The organism is Cupriavidus sp. 05T313, from assembly GCF_056396665.1.
On record NZ_JBFTLX010000152.1, the window covers coordinates 1 to 17,223 of the forward strand.

The 17,223-nt window shown below is 60.8% G+C and carries 12 protein-coding genes and 3 pseudogenes; 11 read left to right on the top strand and 4 right to left on the bottom strand.

Annotated features, from left to right (window positions below):
* The 4 genes from AC1DKD_RS27195 to AC1DKD_RS27210 form a co-directional block, all read left to right on the top strand.
* The coding region (locus tag AC1DKD_RS27195) for a glutathione S-transferase (protein WP_477143922.1) at positions 1-536 on the top strand (536 nt) is incomplete at its 5' end.
* A gap of 245 nt (positions 537-781) precedes the next feature.
* Positions 782-1,285 (top strand): helix-turn-helix transcriptional regulator, encoded by a 504-nt coding sequence (locus AC1DKD_RS27200; RefSeq protein ID WP_441633073.1) that lies wholly within the window; start codon positions 782-784, stop codon positions 1,283-1,285.
* Positions 1,282-1,977, top strand: a complete 696-nt coding sequence (locus AC1DKD_RS27205; RefSeq protein ID WP_441633075.1) for a nucleotidyl transferase AbiEii/AbiGii toxin family protein — start codon at positions 1,282-1,284, stop codon at positions 1,975-1,977. The genes AC1DKD_RS27200 and AC1DKD_RS27205 overlap by 4 nt, the downstream gene beginning before the upstream one ends.
* A 609-nt stretch (positions 1,978-2,586) precedes the next feature.
* On the top strand, positions 2,587-3,066 hold the full coding sequence (locus AC1DKD_RS27210) for a hypothetical protein (RefSeq protein WP_477143923.1): 480 nt from the start codon (positions 2,587-2,589) through the stop codon (positions 3,064-3,066).
* 785 nt (positions 3,067-3,851) lie between these two features.
* Here AC1DKD_RS27210 and AC1DKD_RS27215 read toward each other — a convergent pair.
* Positions 3,852-4,673, bottom strand: coding sequence for a FadR/GntR family transcriptional regulator (locus AC1DKD_RS27215; protein ID WP_441633079.1), 822 nt, complete (start codon positions 4,671-4,673; stop codon positions 3,852-3,854).
* A 374-nt stretch (positions 4,674-5,047) separates the two neighbouring features.
* Here AC1DKD_RS27215 and AC1DKD_RS27220 point away from each other — a divergent pair, with 374 nt between their 5' ends.
* The 5 genes from AC1DKD_RS27220 to AC1DKD_RS27240 all read left to right on the top strand — a co-directional run bounded on the left by AC1DKD_RS27220 (position 5,048) and on the right by AC1DKD_RS27240 (position 11,067).
* A complete protein-coding gene (locus AC1DKD_RS27220) occupies positions 5,048-6,085 on the top strand; it encodes a cupin domain-containing protein (RefSeq protein WP_441633081.1) in 1,038 nt (345 codons plus the stop codon).
* Between the two features lie 6 nt (positions 6,086-6,091).
* Positions 6,092-7,795, top strand: coding sequence for an FAD-dependent oxidoreductase (locus AC1DKD_RS27225; RefSeq protein ID WP_441633083.1), 1,704 nt, complete (start codon positions 6,092-6,094; stop codon positions 7,793-7,795).
* Positions 7,796-7,980: 185 nt separating this feature from the next.
* Positions 7,981-8,868: a fumarylacetoacetate hydrolase family protein gene (locus AC1DKD_RS27230; protein WP_441633085.1), complete on the top strand. Its 888-nt coding sequence runs from the start codon at positions 7,981-7,983 to the stop codon at positions 8,866-8,868.
* A 127-nt stretch (positions 8,869-8,995) separates the two neighbouring features.
* Entirely contained in the window at positions 8,996-9,964 is a 969-nt protein-coding gene (locus tag AC1DKD_RS27235; RefSeq protein WP_477143924.1) for a Bug family tripartite tricarboxylate transporter substrate binding protein, read from the top strand.
* A 110-nt stretch (positions 9,965-10,074) separates the two neighbouring features.
* Entirely contained in the window at positions 10,075-11,067 is a 993-nt protein-coding gene (locus AC1DKD_RS27240) for a quinone oxidoreductase family protein (protein ID WP_441633122.1), read from the top strand.
* Between the two features lie 354 nt (positions 11,068-11,421).
* Here the strand turns inward: AC1DKD_RS27240 and AC1DKD_RS27245 are convergent, their stop codons facing one another.
* Positions 11,422-11,844: a hypothetical protein gene (locus AC1DKD_RS27245; protein ID WP_441633089.1), complete on the bottom strand. Its 423-nt coding sequence runs from the start codon at positions 11,842-11,844 to the stop codon at positions 11,422-11,424.
* Here AC1DKD_RS27245 and AC1DKD_RS27250 point away from each other — a divergent pair.
* Together AC1DKD_RS27250 and AC1DKD_RS27255 are read left to right on the top strand one after the other, a co-directional pair.
* Positions 11,843-12,166: pseudogene (locus AC1DKD_RS27250) on the top strand (ISL3 family transposase); the annotation flags it as partial. The gene AC1DKD_RS27245 and the pseudogene AC1DKD_RS27250 sit on opposite strands and share 2 nt — an antisense overlap.
* A 154-nt stretch (positions 12,167-12,320) precedes the next feature.
* The gene (locus AC1DKD_RS27255) at positions 12,321-13,079 is read left to right on the top strand and encodes a tetratricopeptide repeat protein (RefSeq protein ID WP_441633091.1); all 759 of its coding nucleotides are present in this window, start codon (positions 12,321-12,323) and stop codon (positions 13,077-13,079) included.
* A 538-nt stretch (positions 13,080-13,617) separates the two neighbouring features.
* On the opposite strand, the pseudogene AC1DKD_RS27260 reads toward AC1DKD_RS27255, so the two are convergent.
* Both AC1DKD_RS27260 and AC1DKD_RS27265 read right to left on the bottom strand, forming a co-directional pair.
* Positions 13,618-16,542 (bottom strand): annotated as a pseudogene (locus AC1DKD_RS27260) (error-prone DNA polymerase).
* A gap of 9 nt (positions 16,543-16,551) precedes the next feature.
* Positions 16,552-17,223 (bottom strand): annotated as a pseudogene (locus tag AC1DKD_RS27265) (DNA polymerase Y family protein); the annotation flags it as partial.

The following is a 17,223-nucleotide window of genomic DNA, read 5'->3' on the forward strand; positions in this document are numbered from 1 at the left end:
GCCGCGCGGGCCGCGCGGAACTCTCGCTACTCTCGCCCTCGAYGCTGGTACCGCGCCTGGAACACGACGGTGCAGTAGTCTGGGATACCCTGGCCATTGCCGAGTATCTGAACGAAGTGCGACCAGAGGCTGCGCTTCTGCCTGAGGACCGCATTGCTCGTGCCCACTGTCGGGCGATTTGCGGCGAGATGCATTCGGGATTCAGCGCCATGCGCGCAGCCTTACCGATGAACTTGCGTGCCCGCCACCCCGGCTTCAAAGTTTGGTCGCGCGCCCAGAGCGATATCGATCGGATCACCGCCATCTGGCGCGAATGCCTCTCGGCTTACGATGGGCCCTATCTGTTCRGCGCACGCACCATGGCCGATGCCATGTACGCACCGGTCGTCACGCGGTTTCGCACCTACGAGGTCAAGCTCGATGAGGTATCGGAAAGCTATTGCCGCACGATCATGGCGCTGCCGGAGATGCAGGAATGGATCGAGGCGGCGCAGCGGGAGCCTGAGGAAATCGATGAACTGGATGTCGAGTTTTGAGCATCCCGAGCCCATACGTGCGGTCGGCGTTGCGTTCCGGTGCTTAACGGTTTAGCCGTCGTTGTGCGCAGATTGCGTCTTTCCTGACCGTTCCTGCGCAGCCAGTTCCTTGATCTGCAGTCCGCGGCCTGCAGGTGGGCCAGGGTCAGGCCGTGCTGAGGCATCCCTCTAGCACACACATTGCCGAAGGAACATCTGTCCGTTTATGTCGTCTATACTTGACACATAGATGGGAGATTCTCGCCATGAACCCTGCATTCCTGGGTAATACGATTCAACACAAGCGGATCACCCTCGGCCTGACCCAGCAGCAACTGGCGGATATGGCCAAACTGTCGCGCCAGTCCCTAAACGGCATCGAGCATGGAACCGTGAACGCCACGCTCGAAACGCTGGGCCGGCTGATGGACGTCCTCGGCCTGGCGCTTGATGTGTACGATCCCGAAGCCGACCGCCAGGCCAGGGGCACGCCGACCCGCGCGCTATGGATGGCCGCGAAAGGCGCAAACGTCAGTTACACCGGCGAGCTCACGCCTGATCAGCTTGAATGGGCGCTGGCCACTGGCGAGGTGCCGGCGGAGTTTCGGCCGCAAGTAGCCCAGGTCCTCGATGAGGCGCCACTGCAACTCGTCACCAAGGTAGTGGCCGAGGTGGCGGCGAAGCAGCATCGGAAACCGGCCGACATTTGGAAGAACCTCAGACGGCTCGCGCAGTCATTGACGGCGACACGCGGAGGGCTGTGGGCATGAAGATTGAGCTGCAGGGTGACATCTGGGAAAGCCTGTTCCCTCACGCCTTCACGCTGATGGAGGAGGTCAGGAAGCATGGGGGTATCGAGCCGTTCTGGACCTTCGGGGGCGGGACGGTCCTGATGCTCCGGTACCGCCATCGCTTTTCACGCGATATCGACCTCTTTGTGCCGGACCCGCAATATCTAGGGTTCGTGACGCCCCGCCTGAGTGAGACCGCAGAGGGCATCACGAGCGACTATGTGGAGCAGGGGAACTTCGTGAAGCTGGTCCTCGACGCCGGCGAAGTCGACATCGTCGCCTCGCCCAACCTGACCGACGAGCCATTCGAGATCTGGGAGATCATGGGGCAGCCAGTCAAAGTGGAGACTGCAGCCGAAATCGTTGCCAAGAAGCTCTACCATCGGGGCGACCGCGCCACCGCACGGGATCTCTTCGACCTTGCCGTCGTGGTCGAGCAAGAACCAACAGCCCTCGCGCATGCCGCGCCGTTTCTGCTCAGGCATGCAGCAGCCTTCCTGGGCCAAATCGAGGTGGGCCCGCCGATCATGCGCGAGCAGTTCGCCAGGATCCAGCGGATCAGCTTCGACCGAAGCTTTGATGAGTGTGTCGCGCTGGCGCGGGATTTTCTCAATTCGCTGCAGGAAACCGATGACGCTCCGCAGAGGGCGCGGGAACGACAGCGCCCGTAAGGGGTAGCCGTATTTTTTGCGCGAAATCTGGCGGTTTTGGCGCTCTCGCTTTCTATGTCAGTGCACTGATCACAATTGTGCAACAGCTTGCTGCACAACTTCAGGCTTGGCGAACGTACACCTGGCTGTACCTCCAACCGAGCAATGGGCCTCGACCTGGAGACCGCGCCAAAGCGGGGACTGACTAAGCGGCAATGCGGTAGTTTTTATGCTCTGGCGATGGAGGGATAGTGGCAGCTCAGGATTCCATACACCGGGCACGCGGCGCCTCGTCAGCATCCGCAGCGTCTTCGGAAACGGAGACCGCGCCAAAGCGGGGGCTACGGTCAGTCTTACCTCAGAGGATAATGAGACACCTACAGTGTGTTCACGCCCCTCCCCCGCAAGCGATCTCCGTTTTCCAGTTGCGAATCCACCTGCGGGGAATGACCCCGCCGCTTTGGCGACGCGTCCATTCCTTGAGCGGTGGGAGACGAACTGGAGAATCCGGATGGCCCATGCCGCATGGCGTCGTGGTTTCGGCCACCGCGTTCACATGGTTCCGTTACGAGCCCCAAAGGCGTTGTACCCCCAAAAGCACAAAATGGCAGTGCTTGTGCGCAAGATGCCTTGCACGCCGAGCCGAAATTCGTTCGTCCTTGCCAGTTGCAGCCTCGGCGACCCGGCATTGAACCGCTGTCGGGCATCAAGCGGAGCGAAACAATGAACCGAGCAAGCGCGGGCAAAGCCGAACGCAAGATCTCCGAGACGATTCTGGACTTCGGCGAGCCGCTTCTGTCCGAGGCCATTACCGAAGACACGCCGATCGCCGTGGTGCGCGAGACATACAAACTGGTGGTGCTTGTCTGGAACGCGCACGTCGCAGCCACGCCCCGCTGGGGAGATCCCAGTTATCTGCAGATGCTGCGACAGATGGCCGCCGCGCCGCAGATGCCACTGCAAGGGCGTGCATGCATCGAGACTCTCTCGCGCCGATGGCGGGAGAAGTTCTCCGACGCCAAATACTGCGTTGGAGAATGGCACGTCAGGATCAAGCATGACGATACCCTGAGCTTTCTTTGCGACGCCCGGGAAGCGCCGAGGCGGTAGTCCGTCGTCGCGCGCACTGTCCTCGCAACGGTGGCGACGTCGCCGCGTATCCGCGAATCGAGTCCGACATGGAGACCGCGCCAAAACGGGGGCTGACTAAGCGGCAAGATGCGCGTGACCATCGACCATCCCGAGTTGCCGGGCGCGCTCAAGGCGATCGCCGCCAATGCTGCGCAATCGATCTGGCACGCCGCCAACGAGGCCGCGAGCAGTGAGCTGGCCGCCTTGCGGGCCGAAGCGCGGTTGCAGGCGAGCGAGGCGGACGCGCGTCACGAGGCGGGAACACGCCAGGTCAGAGGCGCTCGAGCGGCAGTTGCAGGAGTTACGTACCCAATTCTCGACGGACCTGGAGCGCACCCGCGAGCAGGTGGCCGTCGCGCAGGAGCGGGCCGGCGCCACCGAGCGTTGCGCGCTGCGCGAGATCGACCAGGAGCGCACGCTGCGCCAGAAGGGCGAGCAGGCTGTCGTGGAATCTGCGCACCGAACTGGCGGCGGTGCGGGCGAGGGCGCAAGACGCCGCCGTGGTCGGCGCCGAGGCAGCGGACGCGGCTGCAGGCCGAGCGCGATACGCTCAACTGTATTAGCTGGGACTCGATCTGACAGATAGTCGGGCTGTTGAATCGAGAAGATCGACTCTTTTGCAAGTCGTTGATTCACAAGAGATTTTGGAGCGCGACTGTATCAATTTGCAGCAAAAGGGCGATCACCCCCTCATGCGCGCATGACTAATCCATTTCGCCGGACTACGGGCGGAGCATCCGATAGGCCCATAAGAACGAGCCAGTCTATGAACGCTGCTTCCGAGCCATGGCCTTTTCTTTTGTGCGCAGTTGCTGGCTTAGGCGCTCCAGGTGGCGGGTCATCTCTTGGATGGCTGCGGTTGCATCCCGTGCACGCAAGTGTTTCAGTATCTGGCGGCGAACGTCGACAACATCGCTGCGCGGGTCCGGACCGATACGATCGAGCAACTGCCGAACGATTTCGGATAGCGAGTTGATTAGCATGACCATCACCTCGTTGTTCGTCGCACGTGCAACTAGACCGTAGAAGTTTGTGATGTAGGAGGAGCGTCGCGTCAGGTTGCCGCTGAGTGTCAATTCTTCCACCAGATCAATATCGCGCTCGATAGCGTCCAGATCGACGTTCGTTGCCCTCTCGCATGCCAAGCGCAGCGCATCATTCATCAGCATGATGCGCGTCTCGGTGAGGCTATCGATACTGATTCGACCCAGCAACACCATATCCTGGACCGCCTGCGTGATGAGCTCTGGATCGCCACGTTGAATAAAGGTGCCGCCGTTCACACCCCGCTCGCTGGCTATGAGGCCGGCAACTTCCAAGCTACGCATGGCTTCCCGAACTGCCGTTCGTGACACGCCAAACTGGTCCGCAAGTTCGCGCTCCGCCGGCAGGCGGCTTCCAGGCTTTAGTCGCCCTTCACTGAGTTCCTGACGGATCTGCAGGCAAATGTCCTCAAACGCGCGCCGCGGCCTTACCGATTTGAAAATGGGTTGTGTTCCCTGATCGACAGATTTCCTAGAAGTGATCGGAACTGCGCCATCTTTGACGTCGGAAGAGGTGCGTAGGTGGTTCTTTGTAACGGTCATGTTGACTGCCTTCTATCTGGATGGAACAGCGACCCCGATCGGTGGGGCAGCCGTGAGGACGGCTCCCCTGAGAAGGGCTTCCGATTTTAACCCATACAGTCACAATCGAGGTGAAGGTCCTACCTTTTGTGTGCAGTACCTAGCCAGAGGGATGAACCGCTTACTTTGCCTGAGCGACGACGGCAGCAGTCGTGCCACGGTGTTTACCCGAGTCGTGGGCCAATAGGCCCGATTTCGAAACTCTGACGCTTGACGGGGATACGATCGCCAAATAACATAAAGGTCAGACCTTTTGACATACGGGCGGAAGACGGTCGTTGCTTCGCCCCTCCAACTTGTTGGGTAACGTAATGGCAGAACTGAATGGAAGCCAGATGAGCGACGCAGACGCGCGTCAGAGTCTCGACGAGCAGTTGGGGCGTTTCAATTGCCGGGTACATCAGCCCAGCGATCCGCCCCTTTTCACTCGTGACCCGCTGTCGTCCATGACGCCCCTTCATTGGCGGTGGTCAGACCTTGCGCCGCTTTTGGAGCGTATTGGCGGGGATCTCAAACTGGAGGCCAAAGGCAACCGGCGAACGTTGCGGCTAACCAACCCCGGGCTTCCCTATGGCACAACGCCGACTTTCTGGGGATCGATTCAGGTCATCTTGCCAGGCGAGGTGGCGACGGCACATCGGCATGCGGCTTCCGCTCTTCGTTTCATCATGAAGGGAAAGGGGGCTTTCACCACGGTCGATGGCGAGGAGTATGCGATGAACGAGGGAGACCTTGTCATTACGCCGGCCATGACTTGGCACGACCACGTCCACCTCGGCAATGAACCGATGATCTGGCTTGATGTGCTCGACATCTCACTGGTACGGGCCATGCACGCAACGTTCTTTGAAGGCTTCTCCTCCGACCTCCAGACCGTTTCCGAGTATCCGCATCGTTCGTACCAGCAGTTTGGAAGCGGCATCATGCGCCCCGTACGGCCGAAAGTGCATAACCCCGTAAATCCGTTGCTGGCCTACCCGGCGGACCGCGCGCTGGCGGCATTGAGTTCCGCCGCCGAACTGCCGCCAGACCCATACTGCGATACACAGCTCGAATACCAGAATCCGGCGACTGGCCAATCGGCGCTTCCGACAATTGGGACGCGCCTGCAGCGGCTGCGTCCCAACAGTCGATGTCTGCCGCAACGACACACCGGTTCCGTCCTCAACTACGTAATCGGTGGTAACGGAACCACGGTGGTGAACGGTCAGCGCTTCCAATGGGGGCCGGGAGACTTCATCGCGATCCCGCCCTGGTCTTGGTACGAGCATGCCCTTACGTCGCAAGAGCCGGCAACGCTCTTCCAGGTGAACGATATTCCTGCGCTGCGAGCCCTAGGCTTGTACCGGGAAGAATTCGCTGCCTCAGAATAATCTTCCTTGCTTTTCAAACCTCACGAAAACCTCATTCTTCCCGTACCCCATATCACCATGGCACATATCACAACACCTGTTCTTATCGTTGGCGCCGGACCGATCGGACTTGCACTGGCGGGCGATCTCGGCTTCCGCGGCCAATCCTGCATCCTGATTGACAAAGGGGACGGCGGCGTCTACCAGCCAAAAATGGATATGGTAGGCATCCGTACGATGGAGTACTGCCGCCGTTGGGGCATTGTCGACTGGGTCGAGAGTGCAGGCTACAACCGCGAGTACACGCAGGACTGCGCCTGGGTGACATCGTTGAACGGTTACGAGTTTGGGCGCGAGGAGTTTCCAGCTCCAAAGGATGAGAAATCGCCCCCGCAGAGCCCGCAGCACCGTGAGCGGTGCCCCCAGAATTTTTTCGACCCCGTTCTCAGGCGCTTCGCCCAGCAGTTCTCAGGTGTGCAAATCGTCTATCACACGGAATTGGTCAATTTCTCGGAGAGCGAAGAGGGCGTGCTGGCGACGGTGCGTAACGTGAAGACCGGGGAAACGAGCACCATCGCGGCGAACTACATAGTCGGCTCGGACGGCGGAGCGAGCACGGTGCGCCAGCAGTTGGATATCAAGATGGCGGGTGAGCCGGTGTTGACGTACACCACCAACGTGGTATTCCGGTGCGAGGGTCTTGAGAGATTGCACAACAAGAAGCCGGCATACCGATACATCTTTATCGGCCCCGAAGGAACTTGGGCTACGCTCGTCGCCATTAACGGTCGCGATCAGTGGCGCTTCTCTCTGGTCGGCGACGTTACCATGCAGAGCCTTACCGAGGCCGACATGCGCAAGGCCATTGTACGTGCGGTGGGTCGCGATTTCGACTTCGAGATCCTGTCGATGCTCCCGTGGGTGAGGCGACAACTTGTCGCGGAGAGTTATGGCTCCGGGCGAGTATTCCTTGCAGGGGACGCGGCGCACCTCACCTCACCGACTGGCGGATTCGGCATGAATACCGGCATCCAGGACGCGGTCAACCTTTCGTGGAAGCTTGCCGCCTGCCTCGAAGGATGGGGCGGCAGAAGGCTGCTCGAGTCGTACGAGATCGAGCAGCGCCCAGTCGCTATCCGCAATGTGGAGGAGTCCACGGGGAACCTCAAGCGTATGCTGAATCCGCGCGTCACCGAACCGCCGAAGGAGTTGTTCGATCCCACACCAGACGGCGAAAATGCGCGCAAGGCATTCGGCGAYGCGTACACGGAACTGATGAGGCGCGAATGGTTCAGCATTGGGATCCATCTCGGCTACGTCTATGAAGGCTCGCCCATCATCGTGCCCGATGGAACCCCGAGGCCGGATGACACCGTGCAGACGTACTCGCAAACGGCTCGTCCCGGCGCGCGCGCCCCGCATGTATGGCTTGAGGAGAACGTCTCGACGCTGGATCTGTTCGGGAAGGAGTTCGTCCTCCTGCGATTTGGCACCGACGCACCTGCAGGGACGGGGCTCGCCGCCGCGGCAAGCGAGCGCAAGGTGCCGTTCAAAGTTGTCAGCGTAAGCAATGCTGGGGCACACGCTCTCTACGAACGAGCCCTTGTGCTGGTTCGCCCGGATGGTCAATGCGCCTGGCGTAGCGACAGCGAGCCAGAAGACCCACTGCACATCATCGACATCGTACGAGGTGCGTCGCCGGACGGTGCATCCGTACAGGAAGCGGCATAGACCTGTCCCAGGCGTCCCAGTCAATTTGGAAACCTGTAGCATCGATTCGATCGTCCGAAGGTTGTGACGACTGGGACGGGCTGGCATAGACGACATAGGTCCGTCTTCATTCCTAGAATGTTCGAGACGCAAGCCGATTACCCACTTCAACAACGGTTGAGAAACCTGATATTTGAGATCTGCTCATGAAAATTGCATCCTTCAACGATTATCGTGTCGGCGTCGTCGAGGGCGACACCATCTATGACATGACAGGAGAGCTACCTGCCTTTCTCGCCGAAATGCCGCGCCAACGCATCAATTGGCTGATCAGCCATTGGTCGGATCTGCGCCAAACGTTCGGTGAGCATCGCCAGAAGGGGAAGGCGCTGCCGTTGGCCAGCGCACGACTGCTGCCGGCCAATCCCGCGCCCCAACATGTTTTCGCCGCTCCTGCGAACTACCAGAAGCACATCGGCGAGCTAGGCGAGCGAGTAGTAACGCCAGGCGGGCGGTCCGCCCGTGAGCAAGGTTTCTTCCTCAAAGCTCCTGGCTCCTTGGTTGGTGCGGGTGGTCGGCTGCAACTCCCCAAGGGTTCCGCTCGGCGCTTTGACCATGAGTCCGAGTTGGCCGTAATTATCTCGAAAGAGGCGCGCAACGTGCCGCGCAGTGAGGCGATGGACTACGTCTTCGGCTATGCGTGCTTGATCGACGCGACAATGCGTATAGAAAAGGGGGTAGCGGAAGAAGAGCGCTCTATGCGTAAGTCCTTCGAGACATTTACGCCACTTGGTCCATGGATCGTTACGGCGGATGACGTGGAGTTCCCCCAAAAGCTCGGGAACAAGCTATGGGTGAACGGGGAACTCCGGCAAAGCGCGAATACGAGTGAAATGATCGTCGGGATCGAAGAACTTATTGAGCTGGTGTCCTCAGTAATTACCCTGCAACCAGGCGATGTCATTGCCACTGGAACGCCGGAGGGCGTTGGTCCGTTCGTCCCCGGCGATGAGGTACGGATCGAGATTGAGAGGATCGGGGCGATGAGTCTATCGGTGAGTGAGACAGATGTTCGAGCGCCGCGCCCATATTGAGGGAGGGCGTGCTTGATTAAGCAGCATCTTGGTGGGCCTCACTCGCAGTGCGGCCACCCCGGCATGCCATGGTTGGTAAGGCAACTGGTGACAGTCTGGTACTCAATAATAGGTTTGGAGACGAGCGATGAAACACAAGGTTCTACTGGCTACACTTTTGCTTACACTGGCGACGTCAGCCTCGGCGGCCCGATCTTATCCAACCAAGCCGGTTACGATCGTGGTTCCATTCGCACCTGGAGGCGGAGTCGACATCATCACAAGGGCTGTGGGCGCGAAACTGGCGGAGCGCTGGAAGCAGCCCGTCGTGATTGAGAACAAGGCAGGCGCAGGCTCCGCGATTGGTGCTGCTCAGGTCGCCCGAGCTCCGGCGGATGGCTACACCCTTTTGGCAACGGTGAATCAGTCTATCGTCGGCAATCGCTTCCTATATAAAAGGTTGGGATACGACCCCGACAAGGATTTTGATCCTTTGACCCTAATGGTGAAAGCAAACCAACTCATCGTAGCGAATGGAAGCCTTCCCGTGAGTTCGCTTAAGGACGTGGTCCGACTTTCGAGAGAAAAGCCGGGTTCGCTATTTTATGGGTCATATGGAAAAGGTAGCCAGCCGCATTTGCTTTTTGCAACGATCGCGGACCACGAAAAAATCGACATTACACACGTCGCTTATAACGGTGTATCGCAAAACCTTACCGCCCTGGCAGGCGGCGAGGTGGCCCTGGCCTCTGCCAGCTCCGGTGTGATTGCTCCGCTTGTTCAGGCGGGAAAGATCAAGCCCATCGCTGTGGCCGGAGACAAACGCGTTGCTCGCTTTCCCGACGTACCCACCGTCGCAGAGCAGGGATTTCCCTACGCCAAGATATCGATCTGGTATGCCCTGTTCGCACCCGCGGGTACGCCAGCTGCAGTGTCCGACCAAATCCGCGCCGATGTGCGTGACATCCTGCGCGACCCCGCATTCATAGAGCAGTACCTCAAACCGCGAGACCTGGAAGTGGTGGCCAGCGATGGCAAGCAACTGCGCGCCGTCATTGCGGAAGAGGTCCAGTCTACTGCTGCGATGATCAAAACAGCGGGAGTAGYTGCCGAGTGACCGCGTCGGGAGAAACACTAGCGGCTACGGCCAACATCACCATGAATGACGAAATAGGTTTTAACGCGAAAGCGGGAAGGGTAGATGAGACGCTGGCAGCAGGGCAGACCATGCGGGCTATGTGGATCGAACGATATGGCGGGCCGGAAGTTGTCCGTGTGAATTCCGACATGCCGGTACCAACCCCGCGACTTGGGGAAGTGCTTGTAAAGGTCGAGTGTGCTGGTATCAATTTCATGGACATCCACACGCGCCAGGGAAAGTACGCTCACTCTCGCACCTACTCTGTAGGTCTGCCCTGCATACTTGGAATGGAAGGCTCTGGCACCGTTGTACATATCGGGCAAGGTGTCACCCATCTGAGGCAAGGTCAGCGTGTTGCCTGGTGCATCGCATGGGGGAGCTTCGCGGAGTACGCGTGTATCCCCGCAAACAGGATCGCCGTACTTCCCGATTCAATTGGCTATGACATGGCCGCGGCCGCGATGTTTCAAGGCTGCACTGCTCACTATCTGGTGCATGACGTCGCCCGCCTCTCGGCAGACAGCGTCTGCCTGGTCCACGCGGCTTCAGGGAGTATCGGCCAAATTCTCATCCAGATGGCGACGAGAGTCGGAGCGAGAGTCTTTGCTACTGCCAGTACCGAGGAGAAGTGCCGAGTCGCCAGGCAACGCGGGGCCGAGGCAGCCTTTCTTTACGAAGAGGGTCGTTTCGCAGATGTGGCGCGAGAGTTGACCTCCGGCGCAGGAGTGGACGTGGTGTTCGATTCCCTTGGCCGCGCCACATTACGGGATAGTTTCCGCGCCACACGCAAGCGAGGTCTTGTCATCAACTATGGAAACGTATCCGGGAGTCTTGATGACGTCGATCCCTATGAACTGGGGGAAGCTGGTTCACTCTTTCTGACCCGGCCCAGGCTGGCAGATCACATGGAGGATGCCGGTACGGTACAGCACAGAGCCGATGACATCTTCGAGGCAATCAGCGACGGCTGGTTGAAAATCGAAATCGCGAATCACTATATGTTCGACCAGATTGCCGAAGGGCATGCCCGTATCGAGTCCCGGCAGCAGATTGGTAAATCGGTTGCCTGGATCCGATGACGGGAAGCGGACATTCTACAAAATCTGGAGACCAAGCCGAGAAAATCGATTGAAGGCGATGATTTGCGAACGACGTGCCGTGCTGGTTCCAGGGGCAGGCAACGCTAGACTTTGAGCTTGACGGCGTTAGTTTCCCAGCAGCGATATCGCCCTGGAGAACGGCGTCGGCGATACCGGGGACATTGGTTAGCAAAGCAGCCGGCGGTGCCGCGCGGGAGGCCGTGCGTTACGGTATGCCTTTGTTTCTGCTGCAATTCACAGGGGTAGCTACCCCTAGTATTTATGCGGGTTTCTGGCTGGCGGCCATGAGAAATTTCGGCTCGTCGGGGGAATCTGTGGGTAGATCGAGGCGATTTACGAGGGGCAGAGGAAGCGATAGAGCTTCTTGCAGGTCGCATCGAAGGCGCTCTGGGCCTGCTCGTCGAGGTGCCGGGAGATCAACGGACCTCCGTACTTGTGAATTTGGTGGAGAACGAGCGTGCGGGCATCCATGGCGTCCGGGTCTTCGTGGCGGACCTCAATGAGATGCCCGCCGAGCATCCAGAGGTGATCGCGGTGATAATTCAACGTTTTGCGCGCATATCCCAGTGTGAGCAGGTGTTGCAGGAAAGGCGTGAACACTTCGACGAGTGCCTGCCCGGGCGGGAGGTCCTGGTCATCGAAACGCCAGGACGCGGACCAGTTTTGCAGGTCCGGCACGTAACGCGCCAACGCATCCTGGTCCGGGGCAACAATAGCGACTTTTTTGCCCTTGCCGCTTGGGGCCGCGCTAACCATGTTGCTGACTCGCTTGCTCAACGCCTGCCACCATTTTCCCGGTTTTGTCTATGAAGGTGCGCGGCTGTGCGAAGCAACCCAGTCCATCGAGATCGACGTACGACCGCGCAAGGGTTCCAAGGCGATCTGCTCATGCTGTAGCCAGCCTGCGCGGGGTTACGACACGCTTGCACAGCGCAGGTTCGAGTTTATTCCAGTCTGGGGTTTTGCAGTGTTCCTGCTTTACACCATGCGGCGCGTCGATTGTCGTGACTGTGGCGTGAAGGTCGAAGCCCTGCCGTGGGCCAGTGGCAAGCACACGCTCACCCGGGCTTACATGCTGTTGTGCATAAGCAGCTTTCGTGATGCCGAAGCGCGGGGATTTGAGCAAGGCCGGTGATGGACGCTGGAGGGGTTCCCTCAGGGAGCATACGCGCGACCGCTAAGGTGGCGGATCGATGCTGCTAGACTTCCTGCGCTGCGCAGCGGAGGAAAGGATGGAATTGGAATCGGGTGTTGTAGCGCTCGGGCGACTAATGGAAGGCGATTTCGACGTCGACGCCACACGTGCGACCGAATACCTTGCGGGGGAGTTAGCGGCGGGCGCCATCACACCCCAGGTTGTCAACGGGCTCGCCTGCCAGCTCCTGGACTCCGCGAATCCAGTCGGGGAGGCGGCGGCACGCCGACTTTGGGAAACCCTTTCCGAAGGGCCTTCGCCATTTCCCGAGGCCCTCGCCAACCTGGCCATCGCCTGCCTGAAGAGCGCCGGTGGGAGTTGTGATCCCGCGTACGCCAATCGCCTTTTCGAGAGGATCCTCTCCATTCCAGGCGCGCCCGCGCAGGTCCGTCTGACAGCACTGAGCGGTCTCGGGGACAGTCTAATGCTGGGACGAGGCGCCCAGGTGGATCGCTACCGCGCGCTGGCACTCCATGAGGAAGCCGCGGGCCAGGGGACTTCATCGGCCGCGATGAATGCAGCAGTGACGTGGGACGATTATCCCGGGCAGAGCAGGGAGAATTTGCCGCCGGTCGACTACGACAAGGCGGCCCATTTCTATGGCCTCGCAGCGGCCGGCGGGATTGTTCACGCGACGGCGCGACTGGCTCTCCTGCATCTGCATGGGCGACACTCCTCCGCCGATGCCAATCACGGATTTTCGCTTCTGAGAAAAGCAGCAAAGCGCGGCGATGCGGCGGCCCGGGCAGCGCTTCAGGAGATTGCGGAACGGATGATGTCATCAGCCTTCCCGTAGACCCTGATGTTGTGACGCAGGCTGGCGCGCCATGGCGCGGGCGCGAGAGCGGAATGGTGGTCAGCCCAGACGATGGGGTTACCAGTTCGCCAACTCACAGCGCTTCGAGCCGCGGGGCATCCACATTGCGGCCTCGCTGGTTTGCGGTTTGCGGCGTCCTGTTTGCGACAACTCAGTGCCTGCCCGCCACCCGCCCGCAAAAAAACCCTCTGCCGGGCAGGCAAAGGGCTGAACGTCCAATGAAGAAATCGGGCAGTCATCGCGAGCCACCCGGCTGTCAGTATCCGCTTGGTTTGCCGCAGCCGGCAACCAAGCGCAGACCACCACGCCCGTTCCCACACATTTGCAGAGATAGCCGGCCTTCGACGGCTAAGGTCGCCACGGGTCTACTTGAGAGTAACTCGCGCCCTAATGCACGTATTACGGCGCTGGAGAATATGTGCCGATCCGCCAGCCAGGTGGGAGGTGTGTACCCAATTTTCCCTATTCTTGATAAGAAAAATCGGCATGGCGTTTTGAATCTAGCTGTATCCGTCAGCTAGCAGAAATCGCGGCTGCTCGTTTCCRGGTGGCCGAGCAGCGGTGTGAGATCCACCAACCGCTGTGCAACGAGGTGCCTCACTTCGCCCTCGCACTGCCACTGGCCCAGGACACCGATCAAGCGAGCGCCCAGCACCTCTTTGCGGAACCGCTCCAGCACCGACGGCCAAACGATCACGTTGACCGATCCCGTCTCATCCTCGATGGTCATGAACAACACGCCATTCGCGGTGCTTGGGCGCTGTCGCACCGTCACGATGCCAGCGCCGCGGGCCAACTGGCGGTCCTGATAGCGGAATAGCGTTTCCGCTGTCACGAACTGTCTGCTGGCGAGATGTCGTCGCAGCAGCGCCAGCGGATGCCGGTTGAGGGTCAAGCCCGTCGATCGATAATCCGCGACAATGGCCTCGCCCTCGCTAGGCGCCACCAGTGAAGGTAGTTCTCCCGGCACGTCGGCAGGCCGCAACAGATCCTTGTCGGGCACCGCGGCCGTGGCCTGCCAGAGTGCGTTGCGTCGGTGGCCAGCGAGGGCTCGCAGTGTGTCGCCGGCGGCCAGGACCTGCACATCATGCCTATCCAAGTTTGCGCGGCGGGCAAGGTCCGTCGTCCCTGAGAATGGGCGCACGGCGCGTGCCTCCTCAATGCGCTGCGCCGCCTCCGCGCGCATCCCGCGCAGCAGCGAGAGGCCGAGCCGAACCGCTGGCGGCTTCTTGTCGACGGCTTCCAGTGACGAGTGCCAGCCGCTGATCGTGACGTCCACTGGCCGCACTTGGACACCGTGGCGTTTCCCATCCTGCACGAGCTGCGAAGGCGAGTAGAACCCCATCGGCTGGCTGTTGAGCATCGCACAGAGGAACACGGCCGGCTCATGGCATTTCAGCCAGGCGCTGGCGTAGACCAGCAGCGCAAAGCTGGCCGCATGGCTCTCTGGGAAGCCGTATTCGCCGAAGCCTTGGATTTGCCGGAAGATGCTCTCGGCAAATTCCCGTTCGTACCCGCGTTCCAGCATGCCGGAGACGATGCGGTCGTAGTAATGCTCCAGCCCACCCTTGCGCTTCCAGGCCGCCATGGCCCGACGCAACTGGTCAGCCTCGCCAGCCGAGAAACCCGCTGCGAGCATGGCTACCTGCATCACCTGTTCCTGGAAAATCGGCACGCCGAGCGTGCGCGACAGCGCCTTTTCCATTTCCGGGCTCGGATAGGTTACCGGTTCCTTGCCTTGCCGGCGCCGCAAGTACGGGTGGACCATGCCTCCTTGCACCGGACCCGGTCGCACGATGGCGACCTCGACGACCAGATCATAGAAGGTGCGGGGCTGCAGCCGGGGCAGCATGGACATTTGCGCACGGGATTCCACCTGGAACACCCCGACACTGTCCGCGCGGCACAGCATTTCGTAGGTGGCCGGATCCTCCGCCGGGATATCCTGCAGCTCGAATGCCTCCCCACGCTGTTCAGAGACGAGATCCAGCGCGCGGCGGATCGCCGAGAGCATGCCCAGCGCCAGCACGTCGACCTTGAGCAAGCCGACGGCATCCAGATCGTCCTTATCCCACTGGATTACGCTGCGATCGGGCATGGCGGCGTTCTCGATGGGTACCAGGCGCGATAGCTTGCCGCGGGCGAGCACGAACCCGCCCGAATGCTGGGAGAGGTGCCGAGGAAAGCCGAGCAGCTGCGTCGCCATGTTTGCCCATCGTTGGGTCGGCGCACTTTCCGTATCGACGCCGCTTTCCGCGAAACGTTTGAGCAGGTCTGCCTTGCTGTCAAACCAGTGGTGTGCCTTGGCGACCAGGTCGACGATGGCCGGGTCCACGCCAAGCGCCTTGCCGGACTCGCGCAGCGCGCTGCGCGGCCGATAGGTGGCCACGGCCGCAGCCAGCGCCGCGCGGGTTCGCCCATACTTCGTGTACAGGTACTGGATGACCTCCTCGCGGCGCTAGTGTTCGAAATCGACATCGATGTCCGGTGGCTCGCCACGCTCCTTGCTGATGAACCGCTCGAAGAGCAGGTTGCCACGGGCCGGGTCCACCTCCGTGATACCCAGGCAGTAACAGACTGCGGAGTTGGCCGCCGAGCCTCGCCCCTGACAGAGGATGCGATTGGAGCGCGCAAAGCGGACGATGTCGTAAACCGTCAGAAAATAATGCTCGTAGTGCATGTCCCCAATGAGCGCCAGTTCGTGCTCGATCTGGGCCTGGACGGTGGCAGGGATGCCTCTGGGGAAGCGGTGGTGCGCACCGATGTAGGTTTCACTGCGCAGGTATTCCGCAGGAGAGACGCCAGTCGGGACCACTTCATCGGGATACTCATAGCGCAACTCATCCAACGAGAACTGGCAGAGATTGGCGATGTGCAGCGATTCGGTCAGCAGCCGGTGCGGGTAGACATTGGCCAACCGTAGGCGCGAGCGCAGGTGCTGCTCTGCGTTGGGGGTCAGCTGATACCCGCAATCGGGGACGGCCTTGCGCAGGCGGATTGCGCTCAGCACGTCGTGGAGCGGCTTGCGCGACCGTACGTGCATCTGCACGTGGCCGGTGGCCACCACGCGCAGGTGATTGGCCGCGGCGGCTTCCATCACGCCAGCCCGATGGATGTCATCCATGGCGCGGTACAGCAGGGTCAGGCTTATCCACGCGCGACCTGGAAAGGTGGCGGTGATCCATGCGGCTTGGGGCTCCGGAAACGATGGAAACGATGTGCCGACGAGCAGCTTTAGCCCGTGCTTCTTGGCTTCGGCATGCGCCCGTACGATGCCGGCCAACGAGCATTCGTCGGTGATGGCGAGCGCGCTGTAGCCCAGTTGCACGGCGCGCTCGACCAGCTCTTCCGCGCGGGATGCGCCTTCAAGGAAGGAGAAATTAGAGAGGCAGTAAAGCTCGGCGTAGTCGGGCAAGCCGCCGCCGGTGCGTAGGGATTCCATGGCGCCACCTCACCCGAACAGCCCGTGCAGGTACCACGTGACCTCATCGCCGTCCCGGCTGCCCATGCGTTCCTGATAGACCCAGTAATGGGCGTGATCGCGACCCTCGGCCACGTAATAATCCCGCGTCACCAGCTCGCCGCTCCACCAACCGGCCTCGATGCGTTCCGGGGGAGACACCATGCGCAGGGGCGAGCCATAGAACGGGCGATGATCGCGGATCAGCAAGGCAATCGGCTTGTCCAGCAGCCAAGCCGGGCGGGGCAGGGCGGGCGCTTCCGCGCCAGGTCGGGGTTTCCCGACGGCCGGCACCCAGGTGTTGGCTACCTCCGGCCGGTAGTCCGCACGCAACTCCGGCCGCAGGATGTTGTCGGCGCCAAGCCGCGCCGCGAGCAGCTCCATCACCCGGGCGTGGTCCTCGGGCGTGCCGCCGGGCTCAGGAAATAGCGATTCGCTGGGCGGCGCCTTGGCCTGCACGTCGGTGACGGACAGGCGCACCGCGATCATGGGGGCATCCACCTGCAGCTGCGCCAGCCGCTCACGCAGCAAGCGCATCAGGTGATCCTCGCTCCAGCTGGGCTCTGCCAGCGCGATCTCGATGACGGTTGGCGCCAGCGCCTCGCGGCCGCGCTCGTGTTTGAGTTCCACCAGGACTTTGGTGACCGCCAGATGGTGCGCGGC